Here is a 21,320-nt window from a genome sequence, read left to right as displayed (position 1 = left end):
CGGGTGGTCAGGACACCCCGTCGGCATCGCGGCGATTGGTCACCAACTGTCGGCGACGCGGCCTCCATCCGACGGTTTGTGACCAGCGCGCGAAGGTGAGCGGGGTGTTGTGACCTGCCCACCAGCGGCCGGGAGGTGCGTGGCGGGCCCGCGCCGCGCCTCCAGACCGTCATCGTGACCCCAGGACACCCCGCCGGGTGGTCAGGACACCCCGTCGGCATCGCGGCGATTGGTCACCAACTGTCGGCGGCGGCGCCGCCAGGCGTCACTTCGTGACCACTCGGCCAACCTGAGCGGGGTGTTGCGACCAGCCCGCGACCACCCCGCGACCACCCCCGCCCGCGTCAGACGGCTGCCGGCTCCACCCGGGCGATCTCGGTGACGGAGGAGTGGCCCGTCTCGGGGTGCTTCCGCATCGACAGCAGCCGCTCCATCGACGGTTCGAGCGCCGTGACCTTGTCGAGCGGCGCGCTCACGACGAGCTGGAACCCGAGCCGGAGCCACGCGGTGACGGCACGGCCGGCGAACTCCGAGTCCGCCTTGATGAACGCCTCGTCGAGGAACACCGGCGCGAACCGGGGCCGGGGACGGGTCTCGTCACCGAGCTGGTAGCGCAGCGCGGCGCCGACGATGAACGCCACGAGCTCCTGCGTCTCACCACCGGACTTGTCACCGAGCGACGAGTACACGCCGAGGTCGTTGCCGTCGGTGTCGTACCGGACCGCCGTGATCTCCATGTGCCGCCGGACGTCGAGCACCGCGTCGCGCTGGGTGGTGCGGCCACGGGCGGCGTCCGGGTCGGGCCGGATGACGGCCATGAAGCGCCGGAGCCGTCGGAACCGGGTCTCGAGCACGTCGTCGGTCAGCTCGGTGTCGACCGAGGCGGACAGGGCGCGGAGCTCGCGGCGGAACGCGGTGACGTCCTCGCGGGTGACCCGGCGGATCTGGATCTTCAGACGGTCCCGGTTCGCGCCGAACGGCAGCTCGCGCAGGATCTCGTTGACCGGTTCGAGACGTTCCTCGATCTCGACGACGGCGCGGTCGAAGGCGCCGGCGAGCGGGACGAGGTCCTCGCCGCTCCACTGCGACAGGCGTCGACGCCACTCGCTCCGACGGGCGTGCAGGCCGGTCGCCACGATCTGGTCGAGGATCGCGTGGTAATCGGGGTACGACGCGACGCCGGTGCCGAGGTTCGGGTCGGGCCAGGCATCCTGGTACCGCTGGAACGTCAGCGTCAACGAGGTCGAGGCCGCCGCGGCACCGTCGAGCGCCTGCGTGAGCCGCTCCTCGAGCCGGCGCTTCAGCCGTCGGGTGGCGTCGTCGAACCCGTCGACGCCGTCCGGCGCACCGATCTCCTCGAAGGTCTCCTCGAGCAGACGGGACTGCTGGTCGTCCGGCAGCGAACCGGGCGAGGACTCGAAGCGCTCCAGGATCTCGGCGGCGGCGTCCTGGCCGTCGACGAGCACCGCGTGGCGCTCCTCGAGCCGCTGCACGGACAGCCGTGCGGCGGAGCGGCGGTCGGCAGCCTCGTCCAGCGACTTGCGCAGCCGCGCGACCGAGGCCCGGAGCGTCCGGAGGCCGTCGTCGGCGGCGAGCAGTGCCTGCCGTTCCTCGTCGAGCCGGGCGAGGGAGGCGCCCAACCCGTCGACGTCGATCGCGGCCCACGTGGCGTCGACCACGTGCTGGTGGGCGGCGCGGAGCACGTCGAGCGCGGTGAGGTCCTGTGCGACGTCGGTGCGGCGTGCCTCGAGCGTCGCGAGGTCCTCGGCGATCGAGGCGAGCTCCTGCTCGACCGCGGCGACACGGGCCTCGTTCGTGAACCCGATGACGTTCGACTGCCGGCGGTCACCGTGCGCGCCACGACGGCCGTCGCGCAGCTGCCCGGACTCGGTGACCCGGCGGCCACCGCCGCCCAGGTCCGATGCCGAGGCCACACAGCGTGCATCGGTGCGGTCGGACTCGATCCGCTCGCGCACCCAGGTACTGAACGGCGACGGCTTGATGGCGAGCTTGCCGGACACCATGGCCGGGTCGCCGTCGAGGTCGAGGTGCGGGCCGGTCGGCACACCCTCGAACTGCACGCGAACGGGCAGGCGAAGTGCGTCGATCGCCTCGCTGAAGTCGCCGAGGCGGTCCTGGTCGACGAGCAGCGTGCGGGCGACGGGCGCCAGGACGGACTCGATGGCCGTGCGCCAGCGCTCCTCGCCGGGCAGCACGTCGAGCAGCTCCGCCACGAAGGGCAGCTCGGCCGGGTCGATGCCGGCGGCACGCGCCATCGCGAGCCGGGCCTCGTGCATCGGCAGCGGCATGGCGCCTTGCCGGTGCTCGAGCGACTGGCGCTCCTGCCGCAGGGACCGTTCGCGGTCGAGGAGCGGGTACTCCTCGCGGGTCAGGGCGTCGCGCCGCTCATCGAGCGCGGTGCGGGCGTCGGCGTACGACCCGAGGAACTCGTGCGAGCTGCGCTGCGCGGCAGTGAAGTCGGCCTCGGTCGCGACGGACGTGCCCAGCACGGCGGTCCGTTCGTCGAACGTCGCCCGGGTCCGGACGACCCCGTCGCGCTCCCGGGTGAGCCGCTCGATGCGGTCCTCGAGCTGGGCGAGCGCGTTGCCGCCCTGGTCGCGGAGTCGGGCCTCGGCGTCGCGCAGCTCGATCTCGACGGCGGCGTGCCGGGCTTCAGCCGCGGCCACCTCGGCGCGCGATGCCGTGCGCTCGCGGGCGTTGCGCGACACCTCGGCGTCGAGCAGGTCACGCTTCCGCGAGGCCGTCCAGTGCGCGAACGGCGACACCTCGGCACCGGTGGCGATGCCGTCCAGGGCCGCTGCGGCCTCGGTCGCGCGCGAGATCTCGTCGTGCAGGTCGGTGATGGGGGAGAGGATGCGGACCTTGCGCTCCTCGGTGTCCATCGCCTCGTACGCCTCGTCGAGGGCGGAGAAGTGCGCGAGCGCCCGGTCGGCCGCCTCGTACGTGCCGGGGGTCTCGAGCACGAGCGACTTGTACAGCGCGTCGACCGTCGGCAGGTGCTGGCCGGCCTGGATCCGCGCGAGCAGGCGCATCGCCCGGTTGCCGCCACCGGAGTCACCGATGCCGAGCCGCGTCTGCAGCGTGTACGCGAGCTCCTGGTAGGTGTCGCGGATGACGAGCCCCGGCACGCGGCCGGTCAGCTCGAGGTGGTGGAACCGCGACGGCACGAACTCCTCGAGCCGGCGCAGGTCGAAGGTGTCGTCGACCGTCGCCATGGTCATCTGGATGTCGCCGACCCCGCGGGCGCGCTTCGGCACGATGTACGCACGCAGCACCGTGAAGCGTCGCTCGTCGTCGTTCCGGAACGTGACCGCCGCCGCACCCCACGTGGTCTGGTCGTCGCCGCGCAGGTTCACGTCGCGCAGGCTGCCGGTCTCCGGGTCGCGCCGGGTGTCGACCTTGCCGCGCAGGTACGTGAGCAGGTTGCGCTGGTCAGCGCTGCGGGCGCGGCCGGTGGTGGCGTCGTTCGAGGCGCCGTTGAACGGCACGTCGGACGGCATCATCACGGCCAGGTAGGCGTCCATCAGCGTGGACTTGCCGGTGCCCGAGGCACCGGAGATGAGCGTCGCCGTGCCGGACAGTTCGACCTGCCGGTGGCCGTGGAACCCACCCCAGTTGACGACCTGCATCGACTCGGCGCGCCACTGCGCGACCGTGTCGAAGAGCGCCGGGATCTCGAACGTGTCGGTCACGCTTCCGTCTCGCCTTCGTCGTCGGTGTCGGTCTCGGCTTCGCCGTCTGCCGGGAGGCCCGGGTCGTCCCCGTCGGTCGGCTCGCCGCCCGGGGCGGTCGCCTCGTCCTGTGTGGTGGTGGTCCGCAACCAGGCGTCCAGTTCGAGCAAGCGCTCCAGGGGGAGCAGCACCTCGACGACGCTCGCCACCCGGAAGCGGTCCGGGTCTGACGTGCGGATCAGGATGCGCGCCGTCACGAGGCGCTCGATCGCCTTCGCGACCCGGCCCTCGTCGCGGGTGCGGTCCGTCGCGGTCGCCGGACGGAAGCCCGCCACGTGCCCGAGGATCTCGGAGCGGTCGACGACGACCTGGTCCGGGCCCGGTCGGGCGTCGGCGCGCAGACGCATCCGCAGGTAGACGAGGACGATCGTCTCCTCGCGGGTGTACGGCAGGTCGCGGAGCAGGGTCGGGAACGTACGGCGCTGGCTCTCCGACCGGGCCTGGCGCTTCCAGGCGACCTCGCGGTCACGGTCGACGTGCAGCTCGAGGAACAGGTCGTTCAGGCGCGACCGCAGCTGGTACTCGGCGTCGAGCACGGCACGCCACTCGTCGGGGTGCGTGCGGGAGCTGACGTACGAGTGCCGGAGCAGCGCCACCAGGGCGCGCCGCTGGTGCTCGTCGAGCCGGCCCTCGTCGCCCTCGAAGAGGGCGAAGCTGGACTCGTCACGCTCGTCGTCCTGCATCACGGATGCGGGGTCGTCGTAGGGGACCGTGTCGTCGACCGGTGCCGGCGTCGTGTCGCTCACCGTGCCTCCTGTGCGTTCTCGTCGTGTGCGTCGCCGACCGGAGTGCGCTCGTCGTCGAGCGCAGCGGTGGGCATCTGGAAGGTGATCGCGGTGCCGTCGGGACGCACCGTCCGGTGCTCGGCGACGTGGGCGGCCGACTCGAAGTCCTCGTGCCCCGTCAGCAGGTGCGCGAGGCCGAACAGCTCGACCGGCCGGCGCTGCTCGGGTGGCAGCCCGTGGAACGCATCGACGCTGGAGTCGGCCTCGGCGAAGCGCAGCGCCGCGCGCAGCTCGGTCAGCAGCGGCCCGCCGTGCTTGCGGAGCATCTCGACGTCGAGGTCCTCGAAGACGTCGTCGTCGGGCTCCTCGATGGGCGGCGGTACGGACTCGGCGTCCGGATCGTAGAAGCGCTCGCGCAGCGTGCCGACCTCGGCGGCAGCCGGCAGGAGCGGCAGCGGGATCCGGTCACGCGCGCCGCCCTGGTCCATCAGGGCGGCGAGGCCGCGGTTGATCGAGCGGAGCACGGCGTCGAGCTCGCGGTCGCGCACCACGTCGTGGGCGACGATCTGGTCGCGGAGCGTGGCGGTGAGCTGACGGCGCTGGGCGAGCACGTCCTCGATGCCCTGGCGCAGGATCGTCACGGTGTTGCGGAAGGCTCGACGCTCGCCGGCGCCGAGGCCCTGCGCGAACGGGTGCGCCAGGATCGTCGCGATGTCATCGCGGAGCCGCAGGAGCAGTGCGTCGTCGCGCAGCAGTTCGAAGGCGCCCTCGAAGGCACGGCCCTCGGGCGTCGCTTCCATCAGGTTGTCGGTGCGCGCCAGGTAGTCGTCGAGGATCTCGCCGATGGGGCGGACCTCTTGCCGGAAGTCCTCGACGATCGAGCGGTGCATCGTCGCGACCGCCTCTTCCACGCGCTTGAAGTCGCTCGGGAGCTGCCGGATCAGGTCGGAGATGTTGGTGTACCCGTCGCGCATCCGGTCGTCGTCCACCGCCACGACGTCGTCACCGTGCTCCAGGCGTGCACGCTCGGACTGCAGCTCGGCGATCTGGGCGTCGATCCGGCGGATCTGCACGTCGGGGTCGGGTTCGGCCCGGGCCGCCCACCGGTGCACCGCGTCGACGATCATCGCCAGCCGGCTCTCGCTGATCAGGGCGCGGTCGGCCGACAGGGCGTCGACGAGGCTCAGCGCTTCGAGCGCGTGGCTCGTCAGGGAGTACTGCTCGTCGCCGTCGGGGGAGTTCGAGCGGACGAGCCACTGGGCGCCGACCCACTCGCGGCACAGGGCGCGGCCGTTCGGGCGGGCCTCCTGCTCACCGTCGGACTGTTCGGTGTCGGCTTGTCTACTGGCCGTCGGCACCGCCTGGTCGCTGGCGGGCACGCGGGCACCCGCTGCCTGCAGGCGCGCGACGTGCTCCTCGACCTGCAGGTGCATGCGGTCGGCGGGGACGTACTGCACGTCGCGGTCGAAGACCGTGCGGAACACGGCGAGGACCGTGGCGCTGGTCGGCCGGGACATGAGCCGCAGGGTCGGACGGTCGAGGACCGCTCGGACCCGGGCGAACTCGAGGTCGACGTCGGTCATGCGCCCCTTCGTCCGATCGTGCTGGTGGTCTGGCCCGCGTGCTGCGGCCTGATGAGATGACAAGAGCCCGACGCTGCTGCGTCGGGCTCTTGTCAGTGGTGTTCGTGTTGCTGTGTGGGCGATACCAGACTCGAACTGATGACCTCTTCGGTGTGAACGAAGCGCGCTACCAACTGCGCCAATCGCCCCCTGCACTGTTCGTGCGGATCGATACTAGCGGAAGTCCGGCGACGCATCGAACACATCGCGCGGCCCGGGTGTGGCGCGCTGTCCGCAGGGGGTGCCGAACCGCCCCGATCCGCATGAACTCGGGGGACACGCCCGGTGAACGGGAAGGATTTTGGTGGAAGTGCCCCGGTGCGTATAGAGTTTACGTCGTCGCCGCGACAGCGGAACGACAAGTGCGGATGTGGCGCAGTGGTAGCGCATCACCTTGCCAAGGTGAGGGTCGCGAGTTCGAATCTCGTCATCCGCTCGAGTGTGGGTCTTCTCGAAGGCCCGCGACTCACCAGAGGGTATCCCACCGTTCGGGTACTCACGGAGACGTGAACCTCGATGGTGGGGTGGCCGAGAGGCTAGGCAGCGGCCTGCAAAGCCGTCCACGCGGGTTCGAATCCCGTCCCCACCTCCAGATCCACCCTCCAAGACCTTGATGGACTCCGGTCCACGCAGGGACTTGGGCGATTGGCGCAGCGGTAGCGCGCTTCCCTGACACGGAAGAGGTCACTGGTTCGATCCCAGTATCGCCCACCACCACGAAGCCCCCGGCAGGACCACCAGGTCCGGTCGGGGGCTTTCTTCGTTCCGGAGGTGGCCGGACGGACCGGTCCGCGGACCCGGCACGGATCCGGCGACGGCGACCCCGTCGGCGGTCTTCGCTGCATCGGTCCGACTCGAGCCGTTGTGCTCGTGTCGGCCCGTTCCTCCCCGACATCTGACCAGCGACTGCGTGGGTGAACCGCTCGAGTGGGGTGGGCAGGCGACCACCGGCATGGCGGTAGCGTGGAGGGACAGCACTCTCGGGGGAGCAGCATGAGCACGTACCGTCCACACCGACACCGTCCGTCCGCGGGTGTCCTCACCGGTGCACACGCCGCCGCATCGTTCGTCGGCGTGGCAGTCTCCGCCGTCGTCTCGCGTCACACGCTCGGTCCCCGCCGTTGACAGCGGATCTGCCGCCGGACGTCATCATCGACACCAGCGCTGCTGCTGCGGTGCGCACCCCGCCGGGCCTGCGGGTGTTCGGCGCCGTGTACACACTCGTGTACACCTTCGGCGTCATCGCCTACATCGCCCTCTCCGTGTACTACGACGCGTTCGACTACCGCAGTCAGAGCGAGTCGTCCCTCCTCGCGGCCGTGTGGGTGCTCCCGTTCCCCATCGTCGCGCACCTGCTCCATTTCGTCCTGTACCGGAGCGGCCGCCAGCGCCGGCAGGCGATCGCTCGGCGAACCGCAACCCGGATCGTCTCCGAGGCAACTGGCGCCGGGTACCCACTCCTGGACGCCTGGCAGGTCGAGCGGATGCTCCTGGCGGAGGACAACGGCCCTGCCCCGTACACCGGGACAGGGAAGGAGCCCTACCAGTCCCTCCTGCGATGGGACCTCCCCACCGACGACCCGTCCTTCGTCGTCGCCGCCATCCGCAGCGGCACGCCGGAGAGCATCCGCCTCAGCGCCGCGTCGTCGTCGACCCGGAGTCACGACGCTGTCGCAGTACGTCGAACCCGAGCCGGTGTTCGGCTCCTCGGCGCGTACCGGTCGGACCTCACCGCACCGTTGGTGTCCTCACGACTCGGCGGGCAGCCCAGCGTTCCCGACGGCTTCGACTGGCCGACGTGCGCTGAACACCACGAGCCGATGCAGTTCACCGCGCAGCTCGAGCACGACGGCAGCCTCATCCTCGTCTTCATCTGCCAGGCAGACCCGGGCTCCTGCCCGTCCTGGGACCCGGACGCCGGGTGCAACGCTGCCATCGTCGTCGGTGGACGCGACCTGCACCCGGCCGGACGGCCGGCATCATCGTCCGGCACCGCCGTGATGGCCGGTGCACCGTGGCTCCTCGGCGTGCACCAGGCAGCCGCGGACGACTACTCCGACGCGTTGGCCGAGGCGCGCGCCGACGGTGTCACCGTCGCCGGCCAGTGGGGCGGGAGACCGGCGTGGATCCAGAACGACGAGACTCCGGACGGATACCGGTTCGTCGCGATGCTCGACGAGGACCCCCTCGGCGTGAACTTCGGCGGCGGATCCGCGTACGTCTTCGCCGACGGCCACGGTCACGCGAAGGTCCTCACGCAGACGTAGACCGCGAACCGCAAGATTCCGCTCCGGTCGACCGTCTCGAGCCAGCGTCACCGGCCTGCCGGTGCAGGACCTCGAGCTGCTGCACCAGACTCCCGGACCGGTCCGCGTCCCGGCGGCGCGACACCGGCGCCGCATAGGATCCGTCCGTGGGGATCTTCGACAAGTGGCGGCGGCGGAAGCCGGACGACAGCATCGACCAGACCGACTACGACATCCTCGACGAGGTCGAACCCGACGAGCAGATGATCGACGAAACGGTCACCGAGCAGATGCTGCCCGGGTTCCGCCGCTTCGACGACGTCGTCGAGACAGTCGTCGAATGGTACGAGGACGACGTACCGGACGTTGACGAGTTCCGCCGCACCGTCCTCGCGCGCACCCGGCTCATCTGGGATGCACGCCGGCAGGAGGAGGCAACCTGGGACTGGCGCAGCAGCCAGTACGACCGTCTCCAGTTCGCCTTCGCGGAGCTCGCCCGTGACGGCTTCGTCACCGGGATGAACCTCGGCGTCGACCAGAGCGACGGGTTCCTGGAAGCGCGTGACCGGCGAACACCGGACCAGACAGCGCCCGACGGACAGCGAGAGTGGGCGTACGTGTTCTTCCATGAGCAGGACACGGACGGGCTCGCCCTGGAACGGTGCGTTCTGCGCCTCGCGTACGGGTCGTTCCACCCAGCGCCTGACATCGACCCCGACCTGGTCGCGAAGTCGATGCTCTCCACCCGCGGTGAAGCAGCCGTCAACGAACGCTCCCAGCTCACCGCAGGGGAACGGGTCGCCAGCGTCCTCTCCGACCGAGGACTCGACATCGACTGGGACGGCACCCCCAGCAAGCGCATCGGCGTCGTCATCGACCATTGGCGGAAACCGCTGCCGTTCACCGACCTGGACGAAGCCCGCGCGGTGGTCGCCGACGAACGCCTGCGGGTCCTCTGGCCCGGCGAGCGGGGAACCGCCGACGCGACAGCGCTTGACGAAGAGGGTGACCGCTGGCACGTCTGGGCAACCGACGAGAAAGCCGGCGCCTGGTCCGACGGCTCCTGGCACGACGACGTCGGCGACGCACTCGACCGGTTCATCAGCACCGCCCGGTCGACCCAGCGACGTCCGCTGCGCTAGCTTCGGCGAGCTCGACCAGCAGCACGCCCCCACATCGCAGCAACGCTGACGAGGACGACTGCGAACGTCACCGCGATCGCCACCATCCAGTGCCACGGCCACACGTTCGCCTGCGCTCGGGCCTTCCGAGCTGCGGCCGAGGCCGCGACCTGCCAGAGGTCCTCACCATGGATCCCGTAGCGGCCGGCCCACTGCCGCTCGTTGATCCACGAAGGTCTCGGCACCCGAGGCGTCTCCGCCTGACGGTCGACGCGTGCATCGTGCGGCGCGGATGGTGCCGCCCGGCTCGGAGCCGGCAACGGCACCGGTTCGTCACGCGGCAACGAAGACCCGCCGTACATCCATTCACCACCGAGCAGGAACGACCGGCCTGGCTCGTCTGCTGTCGCTGCCCGGTGGAAGTCGGACACCCGACCCTCAGCGGTCCGTCGAGGGTCGTCCCATTGGTCCGCGTCAGCGAGGACGTCGGCGACGTACCGGCTGAGTTCCGTTTCATCGCCCCACGACGCCGTGACCAGCTCGTCGAGTTGCAGTCGGATGACGGGGTTCGTTGTCCGCTCCGCCACCGAGGTGACATCCGAGAGGAACCGGTTCGCGGGCTCAGCGAACTCCGGCCACACGGCGACCACCGCTGGCAGCCGCGTTCGGAACGCCTCAGCAGCGGTGGGCCAGGGCACGACGACATCGGTGAGGCCCGGGCTCTCGTCTTCACCAGCTGCAAGCGCTGCGAGGAGCCGGTCAGCGTGCGCTGCAAACCAGGGTTCGGGAACGAGCCCCATCCACAGGAACGGCAGGAGCCACTGCACTTCCCACTCACCGGTGACCGCGTCCAGGTCGACCTCGCCGGCGCGGACAGCCGGGTCGTCTCCCGCCGTCGTCGACGGAGCGGCCAGCACGTTCAGCGTCACGGAGTTCCCCACGAACCGACCCTATCGACCGGTCGGACGTGGCCGTCGCCACCTCAGACGAACTCGAGTACATCCCCCGGCACCGGCGCCGACACCCCTCTTTCCCGTTGACAGTCCCGACGGGCGCTGGTCGTGGTCCGGCTAGGCCCCGGCGTCGTCGACGACGTCCGCTGCTGTCGGCTCTGCCGTCGTCCTGGTGCGGTCGAGCCGCCACCGTGCGATCGCCGCGGCGATGCCGGCGGCTACGGACGCGATGAGCGGCCACGTCGAGAGGTCGTCCCCATCGTTCATGACGAGGAAGAGCGCGAGGCAGGCTGCCGCGAGCGCGCCGGCGAGCAGGGAGTGTGCGATGGCATGGACGAGGCGGCTCCGGACTCGCATCAGGGCTCGGCCGAGTCCGTGGGAGAAGGGGATGGAGGCGATGCCGCCGATGGCTGCTCCGATGCCGGTGAAGATGAGCGAGGCCGGCACGAAGAGGGAGAGGGCGATGGGGTTCCACCACGCGACGGCGATGACGGTGGCGACCGGCGCGGTGAGGAGCGTCATCCACAACCAGCTCTTGACGATGAGCTCGGTGGTCTCTGCGGAAGTCCACTGTTTCATGCCACCCATCATGCGTCGCGGTCGCTGACGATTCGTCAACGTCATGTCGATCGAGGCCGAACAGTGAGGGTTTCGACACGCTTGATCCGAGGCTGCGCCACCCCGTGGACACCGCAGACACACCGGCGAAGGGATGGCCGATCGTGGACGAGGCAGAGCGTCACGCAGTCACGAGGAATGATCGTGAGCGTTGGCGGTCCGGCCCGTGGTCGGCCAAGGTGAGCACGTGACCGCCCCGTCGACGACCACTGCCCCTCGGCTCGCGCCGCTGTACGCCGCAGGGTTCGTGACCGCCTTCGGGGCAAACAGCATCGCCGCAGCGGTCGGCGGCGAGCACCTCGAACTCGGCCTGACGCTCGCGTGGCTCGGGCTCTTCCTGGCGCTCTACGACGTCGCCGAACTCGTCCTCAAGCCGGTCTTCGGCGCACTGTCCGACCGCATCGGGCCGCGACCGGTGATCGTCGGCGGACTCGTCGTGTTCGCAGCGGCCTCACTCATCGGCGTCTTCGGGACCGGACCGTTCTGGCTCGGCCTCGCGCGTCTGCTGCAGGGTGCCGGCGCCTCCGCGTTCTCGCCGGCATCGTCCGCCGCGGTCGCCCGTCTCGTGCCGGCGAACCGTCGGGGGACGTACTTCGGTCGGTACGGCTCGTGGAAGGGTCTCGGCTACGCCGGGGGACCGGTCATCGGTGCACTCGTGGTGCAGTTCGGCAGCACGCAGTGGCTCTTCGGGATCCTCGTCGTGATGGCCCTGGTGACCGCGGTGGCGGTGTTCGTCGCCGTCGAGCCGATCGTGCCCCTGCCCCGGCAGCGGGCCACGCTCGCCGTGATGGTCCGAGCGGCCACGGACCGCCAGTTCCTGATCCCGGTCGTCGTGCTGGCCGTCGGCAGCGCTGCGATCGGCGCGCTGACCGGGATGCTCCCGGCGCTCGGCACCGAGGCCGGCATCCCGCTCCTGGTTTCGACGCTCGCGGTCGCCGTCCTCGCCGTGACGTCGTCGCTCGTGCAGCCCGTCGCCGGTCGACTGCACGACGCCGGGCGCCTCGGTACCGGGGTCGCGGGTGTGGCCGGGACGGCCGCGGTTGCCGCGGCCTTCCTGGTGGTCGCCGTGGCACCCTCGGTGGTGGCCGTCTTCATTGCGGCCCTGCTCGCCGGGGCCGGTGTCGCCACGCTGACGCCCGTTGCGTTCGCGCACCTCGCCGGGACGACTCCGCCGGATCGGTTCGGTCGCACCATGGGCTCCGCGGAGCTCGGGCGCGAGACCGGGGACGCCGTCGGACCGCTCGTCGTCGGTGGTGTCGGCAGCGCGATCGGGCTGCCGTTCGGGTTCGCGGCCTTCGCGGTGGTGGCGCTGGTCGGGACGCTCGTGGCATCGCGGTTGCCGTCGAAGACCGGCTCGGCACAGGACGCGTAGGGATCGACGAACCCCATCGGGAGCTACGCGTAGGGGTCAGCGGACACCGTCCCGTACGCATTCGTCCGACGTCGACGATCGCGGTGGGCAGCGACCCAGCGAGCCACTGCGAGCGCGAGCAGCGCGGCGGACACCCCGGCGAGCAGCCACAACCACGCGTCGTCGTCCTCGATGAGCAGCCGCAGGGCCAGCACCCCGAGCGGTGCCGCGACCAGGATCCGTCGGAGCTCGCGCCAGGACGGCTTCCACAGCGTGGTGAGACCCTTCTTCCACCGACCGACCACGACGTACGCGATCACACATCCCGGGATGCAGAGGCCGAGCCAGTTCACGATCGCCTCGACCCCGTCGTCGTAGAACGGATGCGCCACTTCGCGGAGGACGCCGCCAGCAGCAGCAGCGACGAGCAGCACCCACATGCGCGCTTCCCAGCGGCGAGGGTGCCACCAGGGCGTGCGCCACAACGGCACTCGCTCGCGGACCACCGGCATCGCGGCTCCTCCCCGGTCGGGCGTCCAGCCTATGCGCGACGACGATCGACGACGGGCCCGAGAGTCTGCCGTCCCTGGCGGGGGCACGGCCTTCCGCGTACGGTGTGACGGGAAGAGTCCGACACCGCAGGTCGGTCCGACGAGGGGGCACCATGAAGATCTTGAGCGCCGCGGCACGGGGGCTGGGCTGGTTGCTGACGACGGTCGCCAAGACGCTGGGTGGGATGCGGGGCGCAAAGCCGTTCACCGACTCACACGCGGCGCAGGTCCCACCACGTCGGGAGGACTACCGCCCCTAGGGGCTCGCACCAGGCCACTGGTTGGATGGTCGCATGACCAACGCCCCCGGGACGGCTCCGCACCGGGGCGCGGTCATCTTGCTCTCGGTGTTGGTGATCGCCTCGTGGACGGCCGCCGTCGTGGTGCCGTTGCTCACGCTTCGGCTGCTCCTGGGTGTCGGTGCGCCGCACGACCGGCTGGTGACGATCGGGTTCGCGTCGTTCCTGACCTTCGCCTTACTCGCAGCCGGACTGACCGTGGGACTGGTCATCCTCCGCCGATCGCGCATGGCCGGAGTGCGTCAGCCGTCACCGTAGGATCGTCGTGCCGGATCCGGCACGACGGGGGAGCACCTGATGGAACAGCGCACCGAACAGCGCACGCGACCGCGGGTCGTCACGGTCGCCGTGGCGCTCTGGTGGGTTTCCGTCGTCATCAGCCTCGCGGCCGCGGCGCCCGGCATCGTCGTGTCCATGCGCGAAGCCGGCGGCGCGATCATCGGGGCGTCGCTCGGGCTCCTCTTCGTCCTCGCCTGGTCGGCACTGTTCCTGTGGCTTGCGACGCTGATGGGACGAGGCTCCGGGAACGCGCGACTCTGGCTCGCGATCATCGCCGGGCTGACCGCCTGCAGCGCGGTGATCACCATCGCCACCGACGGCATGGACCGGAGCCTCGTCGACGCCGTCTGCATCGTCGTCGCGGCGGTGCTCAGCTACCTGCCGAGCGCACGACCGTTCTTCCCACGGGATGCACGGCATCCTCGAGCAGCCGAACCCCGCACGGTCGGATGGGACCCGACGACGGGTGACCGCATCGTCGAGACGCCTGGAACAGGCGACCGAGCGAGCTGACGTGCGCCACGTGCGCCACGAGCGACCGCCAGAGAACGAGCGTTCCCCGTAGTGGGGGTACCGCCGAGGACCGTCGGATGGTTCCATTCAGAGGTCGGCATCCTCCGGGTGCCGGACAGCCACGGACCGTCTTGCGTCGCAGTGAAGGTGGTCGCCGCTGGTTACGGTGACCACGAGGTGCCGTCGAGTCGATTCGGGTTCGACACGGCGGCGCCTCCCACTCACCGGGGGACCGTCCGACCAGGAAGCAGCACCATGCGATCGCTCGTCTACACCAGCACCCAGACCCGTCCGATCACGGATTCCGAACTCGCCCAGATCCTGGCGGTCGGCCGCGAGAAGAACACACGACTCGGTGTCACGGGCATGCTCGCGCACCGCGACGACAACTGCATCGGCATCATCGAGGGCGAGGACGACGTCGTCCGGCAGCGCTTCGACCAGGTCCAGGCCGACCCGCGGCACACGAACGTCCGGGTGCTGCTCGACGAGCCGATCGCCCGGCGCTCGTTCCCGGACTGGTCGATGGCGTTCCAGTCGCTCGACCCGCTGATGCAGGACGTTCCCGGGTTCAGCGACCTGTTCACCGCCGGTCGTCCGACCGACCCGGCGTTCGGGGCGTCCCGCGCACGTGCGCTGCTGGACTGGTTCCGGAAGCACCCGCTCGCACCGCTGACGAACCAGAACGCCGCGGACGAGGAAGTCCCGCGCACCCGGGCGATCAACGGCGCCATCGCCGTCCTGCACGACGGTGGACTCTCACGCTTCTCGCTCGAGGACGTCGCGTCCCGGTCGGGGATGCGGCAGGCGGAGATCCTCGAGCTCTTCCCGTCCGAGCCCGCGCTGCTCGCTGCCGCCGTGATGCGGTGGACCCGGGCAGTGTCGGCCCCGCTGCTCCCGCTCGCCGGCGAAAGGGGGACGGTGGCGTTCCTGCACGCGCTGCTCGCGGCCCACGCCGAGGATCCGGCCCTCATGCGCTTGATCGCCGCCACGCTGGCCGTCTCCACCGACCCGTCCACCGACGGTGCCGACTACTACCGGTCGGCCTACCTGCAGTTCCGCGAGACGGTCCGGACCGCGCTGCAGCGAGACGTCCACGCCGGCCGTGAGCCCGCGACCATGGACCCGATCCGCGGCGCGCAGCAGCTCGTCGCACTGTTCGACGGGCTCCGCCTGCAGGCGCTCCTGACGCCGGACACCGACGTCGTCGACGCCTTCGACCGCGCCGCCGCCCGGATGCGGCGCGGTTGGTCCGAGCAGTACAATGCCGACACCGTCTGGGACCTGTCGGCTCCCGTGGCGGACTGAGCCTCAGCGCACCAGCCGGACCGTCAGCGGGATCGGTACGAACGCCGATTCCGCGCCGTCGGGCGTGAAGCCGTTCCGCTGGTAGAAGGCGTGTGCCCGAGGATTGTCCGCGGCCACCCACAGCGACGCCGGACGATCGGCGAGCACGTCGTCGAGCAGCGCCTGGCCGGTGCCGGTTCCGTGCGCGCGGGCGAGGACGTACAGCATCGTCAGTTCCTCGGGTCGGGCGGCCTCGGGTCCGGGCGTCGGCTGCACGGCAGCGAAGCCGATGACGCCGGTGTCGTCCAGCGCAACACGCACGCCCCGGCACGTCGAGGGGCCGGCGAGCATCGACCGCCACATGTCGACCCGCCGATCCACGTCGAACCACGGGTTCGTGTCCGGATCGTCGACGAACCGGCCGTAGGTCTCACGCCACGAGGCCGCGTGCACGTGGGCGATCGCCCCGGCATCGTGGACCGTCGCCGATCGGATGGGCATCGCGCCGTCGTGGTTCCCCATGCCGGAAGGCTAGCGATCAGAGCCGCAGGTCCAGGTCGAGGATCCCCGCGCCGCCGAGGAACAGCGGCACGATGATCCCGAACAACGTCAGCGTCGCCCCGATCAGGATCGCCGCGAACGCGATGCCGTCACCCCGCTCACCGGTCAGCCGCACGTCGCGGCGCGCGATGAACCCGACGACGAGACCGCCGATCGGCGCGACGAACGCGAGGGCGATCGCCACCACCGCGAGCAGGCTGAGGGGCGGTAGCGGCACGGCTGCCGATGCGGGGAACCCTGCGGCGTTCGGCGCGGTCTGGTCAGGAGCGAGGTCGGTCACGTCGGTCAGCCTAGGGTCGACGAGGATCCCTCCGCTCACCCCTGACCGAGGTTCGTCACCAGGTTGATGGCCACCGCAATGAGCACCGTTCCGAAGAAGTACGACAGCAGCGCGTGCGGCAACGCCTTCCGCCGGGTCTCACTGTCGTCCGGCTCGACCTCTGGTGCCGCGTACGACATGCCGATCGTGAAGGCGAAGTAGGCAAAGTCGCTGGAGGTCGGTCGCCCGTCCTGCTTGACGTCGAACCCGCCGCCCCGGTGGTCGAGGAAGAAGGTCCGGGCGTACTTCAGGGCGTAGACCGTGTTGACCAACGCCCACGCGACCATCGTGCCGAGCACACCCAGGATGACCGCCGCGACCGAAGCCGGATCTCGCGCCTGGCTGGCTTCGCTCAGCGCCAGCACAACGGCGGCGAGACTCGCGAAACAGGCCACGATGATCGCGTTGTCACTGACCCGTGTCTCGGACTCCTCGCGGGGGAGACGCTCGGTGCCGTCGGCGTCCTGGCGCCAGCACTTGTGCCAGACCTGGACCAGCGCGATCAGGCCGGCCGTGCACCAGGCCGCGAGCGGCCCGAGGGACGGAGTCCCGGTGAGGGTCAACGCGACCCCGACCAGGACCCCGATCCCCACGGTGACGAGCGCCCGGCGCGTGGAGAGAATCCGATCGTTCATCGTCGTGCCCTCATGATCGTTCCTTCCTCCGCTCCGTTGCGTGGTCGGTCGTCACACGCCGGGGGTGAAGACGGCGCGGACGCAACCGTCGTCCTTGTTCTTGAACATCTCGTACCCGCGCGGCCCTTGCGACAATGGCATCACGTGCGTGGCGAGGTGCTCGGTGCTGAGCTCTCCCGCGGCGATGCGGTCGAGGATCATCGGGATGTAGCGGTGCCCGTGCTGCTGGGCGCCGCGGACCGTCATGCCCTTGTTCATGATCGCGCCGAACGGGAACTTGTCGACGAGCCCACCGAAGACCCCGAGCGAGAACAGGCTGCCGCCCTTCCGGCAGGCGTAGATGGCCTCGCGCAGGGCGGTCGGCCGGTCGGTCTGCAACCGCAGCTGCTGCTTGGCCTGGTCGTACAGGTACAGCGGTCCGGTACCGTGCGCTTCCATGCCGACGGCCTCGATGCAGACGTCGGGACCCCGACCGCCGGTGCGTTCCTTGAGTTCCGGGAGCACGGCGTCGCTCGTGTAGTCGAGCATCTCGGCACCGATGTGCTCGCGCACCTGTCGCAGCCGTTCGGGCAGGCGGTCGATCACGATCACCTGCTCGGCGCTGAGGAGCATCGCCGCACGAGCGGCCATCTGGCCCACACCTCCGGCGCCCCACACTGCGACGGTGTCACCCGGGGTGATCCCGGCCAGGTCGGCTCCGGTCCACCCGGTGGGTGCGGCATCGGAGGCGAACAGGGCGGCCGTGTCGGAGACGCCGTCGGGGACCGTGAACGCCCCCTGATCGGCGTAGGGCACGCGGACGTACTCGGCGTGGCTGCCCGCGAACCCGCCGAGCGCGTGGCTGTAGGCGAAGCATCCGCCGATCGACGATCCCCACATCGCCTCGGTCAAGCCCGGGTTCGGGTTGCCGTCGTCGCAGAGTGAGAACTGCCCGTGGGTGCAGTACCAGCACTGCCCGCAGGCGATGAACGAGCAGACGACGACCCGGTCGCCCACCTTGTGCTTCGTGACGGCCGATCCCGTCTCGACGACCTCGCCCATGAACTCGTGCCCCAGGACGTCACCGGATCGCATGGTCGGGATGTACCCGCCGAGCAGGTGCAGGTCCGACCCGCAGGTGGTGCTCAGACGCACCTTCAGGATCACGTCGTGATCGTTGAGGATCTTCGGGTCCTCCACCGTCTCCACCGCGGTCTCGTTGACCCCGGTCCAACAGAGCGCCTTCACAGCACACCCTCCTCGTTGCTCCGTCTCGTTGCCACGTCCACCAACGCGCCGGTGGGTGTGGCCTTCCGTCGGCCGTGGGGGACCGGATCCACCCGGAGCACCTCGCCGACCTCGATGAGTTGCTTCGCCTCGCGCAGCGCGGCCCGCAACCGGCCTCGTGCATCCGGGGCGCCGCCTCGGAACCGGGCACGGAGCTCGGTGCCGCGATCGCCGGGCGCGGGACGGGCCTCCACCTCGACGTCCTGCCCGAACGCCGTGAGCGGCGCGGGGACTCGTCCGCCTGGCAGCACCGCGTCCCGCCCGCGGTTCACCGTGACCGCGTGCCAGCCGGAACGCGGTTCGGCCAGCACCTTCCGTGCGGGCCCGGGTGCGCCGCGTCGGCGGCGCGAGACCACGATGCCGACAGCAGCCGTCACCATCGCAGCGGCGGCGAGGTTCCGGGCCCTCATCGTGGTGTCCCAGCGAAGAGTCGGTCAGCAGCGGGCGCGTTCGCGCCCCACCGCCGGGGGTTCGTGTGTTCCATCGCGGCCTCCTTGAGTCGCATCGGTGCGGATCACGGGACGGGAGCGACGACCGCGCGATCGTGCCGGTCGGGACCACGGAGTCGCTCCTGTCGATCCACCATGAGCGTGGCTGCCCTGACGCCGTCCCGGGATTGTCCGTGATGCGCTGACCGTTCAACGGCGGGGATGTCGGTCGCCGGTGAAGGCCGCGGCTCCCGGTGATCGACGCGCCCGTCGCGGTGGCCGACGAGGTCGCGGTGTTCGTCGCGAAGCGCGCCGAACGCGCCGAGCGCGCCGAGCGCTCCGGGCTGACGACCGACCGATCGGAGTGCTGTGGCAGGTGACGGCAGCGAGACGGACGGGAGGCCCGGTTCCAGCCGGCACCGGGCCTCCCGTCCGTCCCGGGGTCGCGTCGCAGAGCCGCACCGTCAGTGCCCGACGCTGCCCGCGCTCGCTCAGGGTCCTCGGACGCTTCAGTCGTGCCGGTACTCGTACGTCGGGTCGGGGCGTTCACGATCCCCGACCCGGAAGCCGAGGCTCCTGCCGCCGCAGGACGATGGTGCTGCCCCCGTCCGGCGTCAGGGTCCAGGTCCCGACCGGGTCGGCCATCGGCTCGAAGAACGACGACGAACAGCCCGTCGCCGTGAGCAGCGTCGCCGCAGCGAGCACTGCGGCCGTCGGCAACGTGGTGCGCATCGCACCCCCTCGCTTGCCCCCGACGTCGAGCCCACGGGTCGATGCCGCTGGTCGCCGGCCGCGTGGCGCTGCCGATCGCACCGGTACCGTTGCATCCGTGAACGACGACCCCGATGCCGCCATCGCCCAGCACGTCCACGACGCCTGGGACGGTTCCCTGCGCCTGGTGCACATCACGATCTCGGACGAGGACGGTGACGCCTACCCCGGGCAGGACGTCGACCGGTGGGTGATCGACGTCCGCGTCCCGATCACCGACGACGAGACCGAGGCGGTCTCCGTCGCCGAGGTCACCGCGTTCACGAGCCGGGCGCCGGAGTCGCTCGAGGCGCTGGTGCTCGGCTACCAGGTCTCCGACGTCGCCGGGGCGTTCGCCTCCGCCGTCGCTGCGCAGGACGCGACCGGCGAGACGTTCTTCTCGCTGCAGACCCACGCAGCCGAGATGCTCGGCAAGCTCGACCTGCTCGCCGTCGACCGACTCACGGTCCGCCCGGCGTACCGGCAGCTGCCCGGACTGGTGCCGGCGATCGTCGACGCCGTCCGCCACGGACCGGCCGGCCGCACCGCATCGTGGGTGCTCACCGACCCGACGGCGTGGGACGTGCCGTTCGGCGAGGACGACCGGTCGGCCGGTGCGTTCGTCCAGTGGGCGGACACCGTGGTGTTCACGTCGATGAACGCGGCGCCGGACGACCTCGAACACCTGTCGCTCGTGCCGCCGGCCGGTGGCATCGTGATGGGGTCCCGGGCGGACGAGGTGCACCTCGGCGACGCCATCGACCACGCGATGACGCAACCCGCGATCGCGGTCCCGTTCGACTTGCCGCCGAAGCTCCCCGCCAGCATCTGGGCCGCCGCGCCCGAGGACGTCCACGGCGTTCACCCCGACGAGACCACGGGGTCGATCACGGTCGAGACGCACGACGAACAGCTCGAGGTCGTCGGTTCGCCGGGCACCGCACCGCAGCTCGTGGGGATCTCGGCCTCGGCCGACGCCGCGACCCAGGAGTGGCTCCGCACCGTGCACCAGCGCTGGTGGCAGTACGAGCCGGACCTGCACGCCCGCATCCACGACGTCGTCGACGAGTACCTGTCCACCGGACACATCGAGTCGGCGTCGGACGAGCTCGCCGGGCACCTGCACGCCCCCGACCTGCCGCCGTACCGGACGGAGTGGCCGGGCACCGGCACCGTCCTGCTCGAGGAACTCGGCGAGGACACCGAACCCATCGTCTTCGACGCCGTGCTCGAGGACGGCACTCGGCACGAGCACATCGGCGTGGTCGTCGTGCACGAGTCCGGACACGTCCGCGCGTTCCTGCACGACGAGTGGGAGCCCGGGTTCCCGGCGGCGGAGGCCGCGGTCGCGCACCTCATCAGCCTGGGTGCCGGCGAGTTCTTCGCGGACGCCCTGCACGACGAGCTGTCAGCGGGTGTCGAGCACGCGATCCTGACGGGCGACGTCCGCGGTCACTGACGGGCCGGCGCACCCGGATCGGTCAGCCCAGCCGGACCCGCGGGTTCAGACCGGGCGGTAGATCGCGATCGGCGGGGTGTCGTCGGTGCCGGCGTCGTGGGCGTCACCCGTGGCGAGCCAGGTGCGGCCCTCGTGCTCGATCGTGGTCGGCAGGTCGCCGTGCACCAGGATCCGGATGGCGGGGGCGTCGCCGTCGACCAGGTCGACGCCGTGGGCCTCGGTCCCGCCCGGGTTGTCGTGCACGTAGCTCATGGTCCGATCGAACTCCGTCGACCTGACGGACCGCCCGCGCCGCGCCGGACACGCCGGGAACCAGGGTGGAACCGGTGATGCCGCCCGTCATCGGGTAGAGTCATCTCCGCACGGCCAGCACGGCGTGTGAATGCGGATGTGGCGCAGTGGTAGCGCATCACCTTGCCAAGGTGAGGGTCGCGAGTTCGAATCTCGTCATCCGCTCAGAACAGGAAGACCGGAACCCCCGTTGCTCGGAAGAGCGGCGGGGGTTCTGTCGTTGCGGGGCGTCGCAGCGCCGAAGGCGTGGGGGCCCGGCGGGCGCAGGCTTCGGGTACCCGCGCCCACCGGGCG

The 21,320-nt window shown here is 70.8% G+C and carries 22 protein-coding genes and 5 tRNA genes; 13 read left to right on the top strand and 14 right to left on the bottom strand.

Annotation, left to right across the window (positions count from 1 at the left end):
• Positions 1–344: 344 nt before the first annotated feature.
• The 4 genes from QRN30_RS15615 to QRN30_RS15600 form a co-directional block, all read right to left on the bottom strand.
• Complete coding sequence (locus QRN30_RS15615; protein ID WP_262117539.1) at positions 345–3,713, bottom strand: ATP-binding protein; 3,369 nt, start codon at positions 3,711–3,713, stop codon at positions 345–347.
• Positions 3,710–4,498 (bottom strand): DUF4194 domain-containing protein, encoded by a 789-nt coding sequence (locus QRN30_RS15610; protein WP_284761341.1) that lies wholly within the window; start codon positions 4,496–4,498, stop codon positions 3,710–3,712. The genes QRN30_RS15615 and QRN30_RS15610 overlap by 4 nt, the downstream gene beginning before the upstream one ends.
• Entirely contained in the window at positions 4,495–6,060 is a 1,566-nt protein-coding gene (locus QRN30_RS15605) for a DUF3375 family protein (protein ID WP_284761340.1), read from the bottom strand. Before QRN30_RS15605 ends, QRN30_RS15610 begins: the two co-directional genes overlap by 4 nt.
• Positions 6,061–6,175: 115 nt before the next feature.
• Positions 6,176–6,248, bottom strand: a tRNA-Val gene (locus tag QRN30_RS15600).
• Positions 6,249–6,463: 215 nt separating this feature from the next.
• On the opposite strand from QRN30_RS15600, the gene QRN30_RS15595 reads away from it, so the two are divergent.
• The 5 genes from QRN30_RS15595 (at position 6,464) to QRN30_RS15575 (ending at position 9,487) form a co-directional block, all read left to right on the top strand.
• Positions 6,464–6,535, top strand: a tRNA-Gly gene (locus QRN30_RS15595).
• Positions 6,536–6,617: 82 nt separating this feature from the next.
• Positions 6,618–6,691, top strand: a tRNA-Cys gene (locus tag QRN30_RS15590).
• 47 nt (positions 6,692–6,738) lie between these two features.
• Positions 6,739–6,813 (top strand) — tRNA-Val (locus tag QRN30_RS15585).
• 407 nt (positions 6,814–7,220) lie between these two features.
• Positions 7,221–8,366, top strand: coding sequence for a DUF1963 domain-containing protein (locus QRN30_RS15580; RefSeq protein WP_140448040.1), 1,146 nt, complete (start codon positions 7,221–7,223; stop codon positions 8,364–8,366).
• A gap of 146 nt (positions 8,367–8,512) precedes the next feature.
• On the top strand, positions 8,513–9,487 hold the full coding sequence (locus tag QRN30_RS15575; protein WP_284761338.1) for a DUF6891 domain-containing protein: 975 nt from the start codon (positions 8,513–8,515) through the stop codon (positions 9,485–9,487).
• Here the strand turns inward: QRN30_RS15575 and QRN30_RS15570 are convergent.
• Entirely contained in the window at positions 9,484–10,407 is a 924-nt protein-coding gene (locus QRN30_RS15570) for a hypothetical protein (RefSeq protein ID WP_284761336.1), read from the bottom strand. The two genes, QRN30_RS15575 and QRN30_RS15570, sit on opposite strands and share 4 nt — an antisense overlap.
• Before the next feature lie 129 nt (positions 10,408–10,536).
• The gene (locus tag QRN30_RS15565; protein ID WP_152427273.1) at positions 10,537–10,998 is read right to left on the bottom strand and encodes a hypothetical protein; all 462 of its coding nucleotides are present in this window, start codon (positions 10,996–10,998) and stop codon (positions 10,537–10,539) included.
• 226 nt (positions 10,999–11,224) lie between these two features.
• Between QRN30_RS15565 and QRN30_RS15560 the strand changes: the two genes are divergently transcribed.
• On the top strand, positions 11,225–12,409 hold the full coding sequence (locus QRN30_RS15560) for an MFS transporter (protein ID WP_284761335.1): 1,185 nt from the start codon (positions 11,225–11,227) through the stop codon (positions 12,407–12,409).
• A gap of 23 nt (positions 12,410–12,432) precedes the next feature.
• On the opposite strand, the gene QRN30_RS15555 is transcribed toward QRN30_RS15560, so the two are convergent.
• Positions 12,433–12,828, bottom strand: a complete 396-nt coding sequence (locus QRN30_RS15555) for a hypothetical protein (protein WP_056068582.1) — start codon at positions 12,826–12,828, stop codon at positions 12,433–12,435.
• A 224-nt stretch (positions 12,829–13,052) separates the two neighbouring features.
• Between QRN30_RS15555 and QRN30_RS15550 the strand changes: the two genes are divergently transcribed.
• From QRN30_RS15550 to QRN30_RS15535, 4 genes are all read left to right on the top strand, one after another.
• Positions 13,053–13,199, top strand: a complete 147-nt coding sequence (locus QRN30_RS15550) for a hypothetical protein (RefSeq protein ID WP_284761334.1) — start codon at positions 13,053–13,055, stop codon at positions 13,197–13,199.
• Between the two features lie 33 nt (positions 13,200–13,232).
• Positions 13,233–13,496, top strand: coding sequence for a hypothetical protein (locus QRN30_RS15545; protein ID WP_056068584.1), 264 nt, complete (start codon positions 13,233–13,235; stop codon positions 13,494–13,496).
• A 39-nt stretch (positions 13,497–13,535) separates the two neighbouring features.
• Positions 13,536–14,030 (top strand): hypothetical protein, encoded by a 495-nt coding sequence (locus QRN30_RS15540; RefSeq protein ID WP_259552510.1) that lies wholly within the window; start codon positions 13,536–13,538, stop codon positions 14,028–14,030.
• Positions 14,031–14,285: 255 nt separating this feature from the next.
• Positions 14,286–15,338: a BLUF domain-containing protein gene (locus tag QRN30_RS15535; protein WP_259552511.1), complete on the top strand. Its 1,053-nt coding sequence runs from the start codon at positions 14,286–14,288 to the stop codon at positions 15,336–15,338.
• Positions 15,339–15,341: 3 nt separating this feature from the next.
• On the opposite strand, the gene QRN30_RS15530 is transcribed toward QRN30_RS15535, so the two are convergent.
• From QRN30_RS15530 to QRN30_RS15510, 5 genes are read right to left on the bottom strand one after another with little or no spacing between them, the layout of a single operon-like run.
• Positions 15,342–15,839: a GNAT family N-acetyltransferase gene (locus tag QRN30_RS15530; protein WP_284761332.1), complete on the bottom strand. Its 498-nt coding sequence runs from the start codon at positions 15,837–15,839 to the stop codon at positions 15,342–15,344.
• A 16-nt stretch (positions 15,840–15,855) separates the two neighbouring features.
• Positions 15,856–16,158, bottom strand: coding sequence for a DUF4190 domain-containing protein (locus QRN30_RS15525; RefSeq protein WP_017887409.1), 303 nt, complete (start codon positions 16,156–16,158; stop codon positions 15,856–15,858).
• A 35-nt stretch (positions 16,159–16,193) separates the two neighbouring features.
• Entirely contained in the window at positions 16,194–16,832 is a 639-nt protein-coding gene (locus tag QRN30_RS15520; RefSeq protein ID WP_284761329.1) for a DUF1345 domain-containing protein, read from the bottom strand.
• Between the two features lie 51 nt (positions 16,833–16,883).
• Entirely contained in the window at positions 16,884–18,059 is a 1,176-nt protein-coding gene (locus QRN30_RS15515; RefSeq protein ID WP_284761328.1) for a zinc-dependent alcohol dehydrogenase, read from the bottom strand.
• Positions 18,056–18,508 (bottom strand): hypothetical protein, encoded by a 453-nt coding sequence (locus QRN30_RS15510; protein ID WP_156463747.1) that lies wholly within the window; start codon positions 18,506–18,508, stop codon positions 18,056–18,058. Before QRN30_RS15510 ends, QRN30_RS15515 begins: the two co-directional genes overlap by 4 nt.
• 272 nt (positions 18,509–18,780) lie before the next feature.
• Between QRN30_RS15510 and QRN30_RS15505 the strand changes: the two genes are divergently transcribed.
• A complete protein-coding gene (locus tag QRN30_RS15505; RefSeq protein WP_017887405.1) occupies positions 18,781–18,906 on the top strand; it encodes a hypothetical protein in 126 nt (41 codons plus the stop codon).
• Between the two features lie 166 nt (positions 18,907–19,072).
• Here the strand turns inward: QRN30_RS15505 and QRN30_RS15500 are convergent, their stop codons facing one another.
• Entirely contained in the window at positions 19,073–19,258 is a 186-nt protein-coding gene (locus QRN30_RS15500) for a hypothetical protein (RefSeq protein ID WP_139179664.1), read from the bottom strand.
• A gap of 97 nt (positions 19,259–19,355) precedes the next feature.
• Here QRN30_RS15500 and QRN30_RS15495 point away from each other — a divergent pair, with 97 nt between their 5' ends.
• Entirely contained in the window at positions 19,356–20,735 is a 1,380-nt protein-coding gene (locus QRN30_RS15495) for a hypothetical protein (protein WP_259552514.1), read from the top strand.
• A 45-nt stretch (positions 20,736–20,780) separates the two neighbouring features.
• Here QRN30_RS15495 and QRN30_RS15490 read toward each other — a convergent pair whose 3' ends face one another.
• Positions 20,781–20,987, bottom strand: coding sequence for a hypothetical protein (locus tag QRN30_RS15490; RefSeq protein WP_017887403.1), 207 nt, complete (start codon positions 20,985–20,987; stop codon positions 20,781–20,783).
• Between the two features lie 132 nt (positions 20,988–21,119).
• Between QRN30_RS15490 and QRN30_RS15485 the strand changes: the two genes are divergently transcribed.
• Positions 21,120–21,191, top strand: a tRNA-Gly gene (locus tag QRN30_RS15485).
• Positions 21,192–21,320 lie beyond the last annotated feature (129 nt).

The organism is Curtobacterium sp. MEB011 (genome assembly GCF_030209655.1).
Lineage (GTDB): Bacteria > Actinomycetota > Actinomycetes > Actinomycetales > Microbacteriaceae > Curtobacterium > Curtobacterium poinsettiae.
This window is presented reverse-complemented; position numbering and strand designations above follow the sequence as displayed.

Excerpts from the sequence above, each read along its gene's own strand:
- QRN30_RS15605 (WP_284761340.1), bottom strand. The coding sequence starts at position 6,060 with ATGACCGACGTCGACCTCGAGTTCGCCCGGGTCCGAGCGGTCCTCGAC.
- QRN30_RS15565 (WP_152427273.1), bottom strand. The coding sequence starts at position 10,998 with ATGAAACAGTGGACTTCCGCAGAGACCACCGAGCTCATCGTCAAGAGC.
- QRN30_RS15555 (WP_056068582.1), bottom strand. The coding sequence starts at position 12,828 with ATGTGGGTGCTGCTCGTCGCTGCTGCTGCTGGCGGCGTCCTCCGCGAA.
- QRN30_RS15550 (WP_284761334.1), top strand. The coding sequence starts at position 13,053 with ATGAAGATCTTGAGCGCCGCGGCACGGGGGCTGGGCTGGTTGCTGACG.
- QRN30_RS15545 (WP_056068584.1), top strand. The coding sequence starts at position 13,233 with ATGACCAACGCCCCCGGGACGGCTCCGCACCGGGGCGCGGTCATCTTG.
- QRN30_RS15540 (WP_259552510.1), top strand. The coding sequence starts at position 13,536 with ATGGAACAGCGCACCGAACAGCGCACGCGACCGCGGGTCGTCACGGTC.
- QRN30_RS15535 (WP_259552511.1), top strand. The coding sequence starts at position 14,286 with ATGCGATCGCTCGTCTACACCAGCACCCAGACCCGTCCGATCACGGAT.
- QRN30_RS15530 (WP_284761332.1), bottom strand. The coding sequence starts at position 15,839 with ATGGGGAACCACGACGGCGCGATGCCCATCCGATCGGCGACGGTCCAC.
- QRN30_RS15520 (WP_284761329.1), bottom strand. The coding sequence starts at position 16,832 with ATGAACGATCGGATTCTCTCCACGCGCCGGGCGCTCGTCACCGTGGGG.
- QRN30_RS15510 (WP_156463747.1), bottom strand. The coding sequence starts at position 18,508 with ATGAGGGCCCGGAACCTCGCCGCCGCTGCGATGGTGACGGCTGCTGTC.
- QRN30_RS15500 (WP_139179664.1), bottom strand. The coding sequence starts at position 19,258 with ATGCGCACCACGTTGCCGACGGCCGCAGTGCTCGCTGCGGCGACGCTG.
- QRN30_RS15490 (WP_017887403.1), bottom strand. The coding sequence starts at position 20,987 with ATGAGCTACGTGCACGACAACCCGGGCGGGACCGAGGCCCACGGCGTC.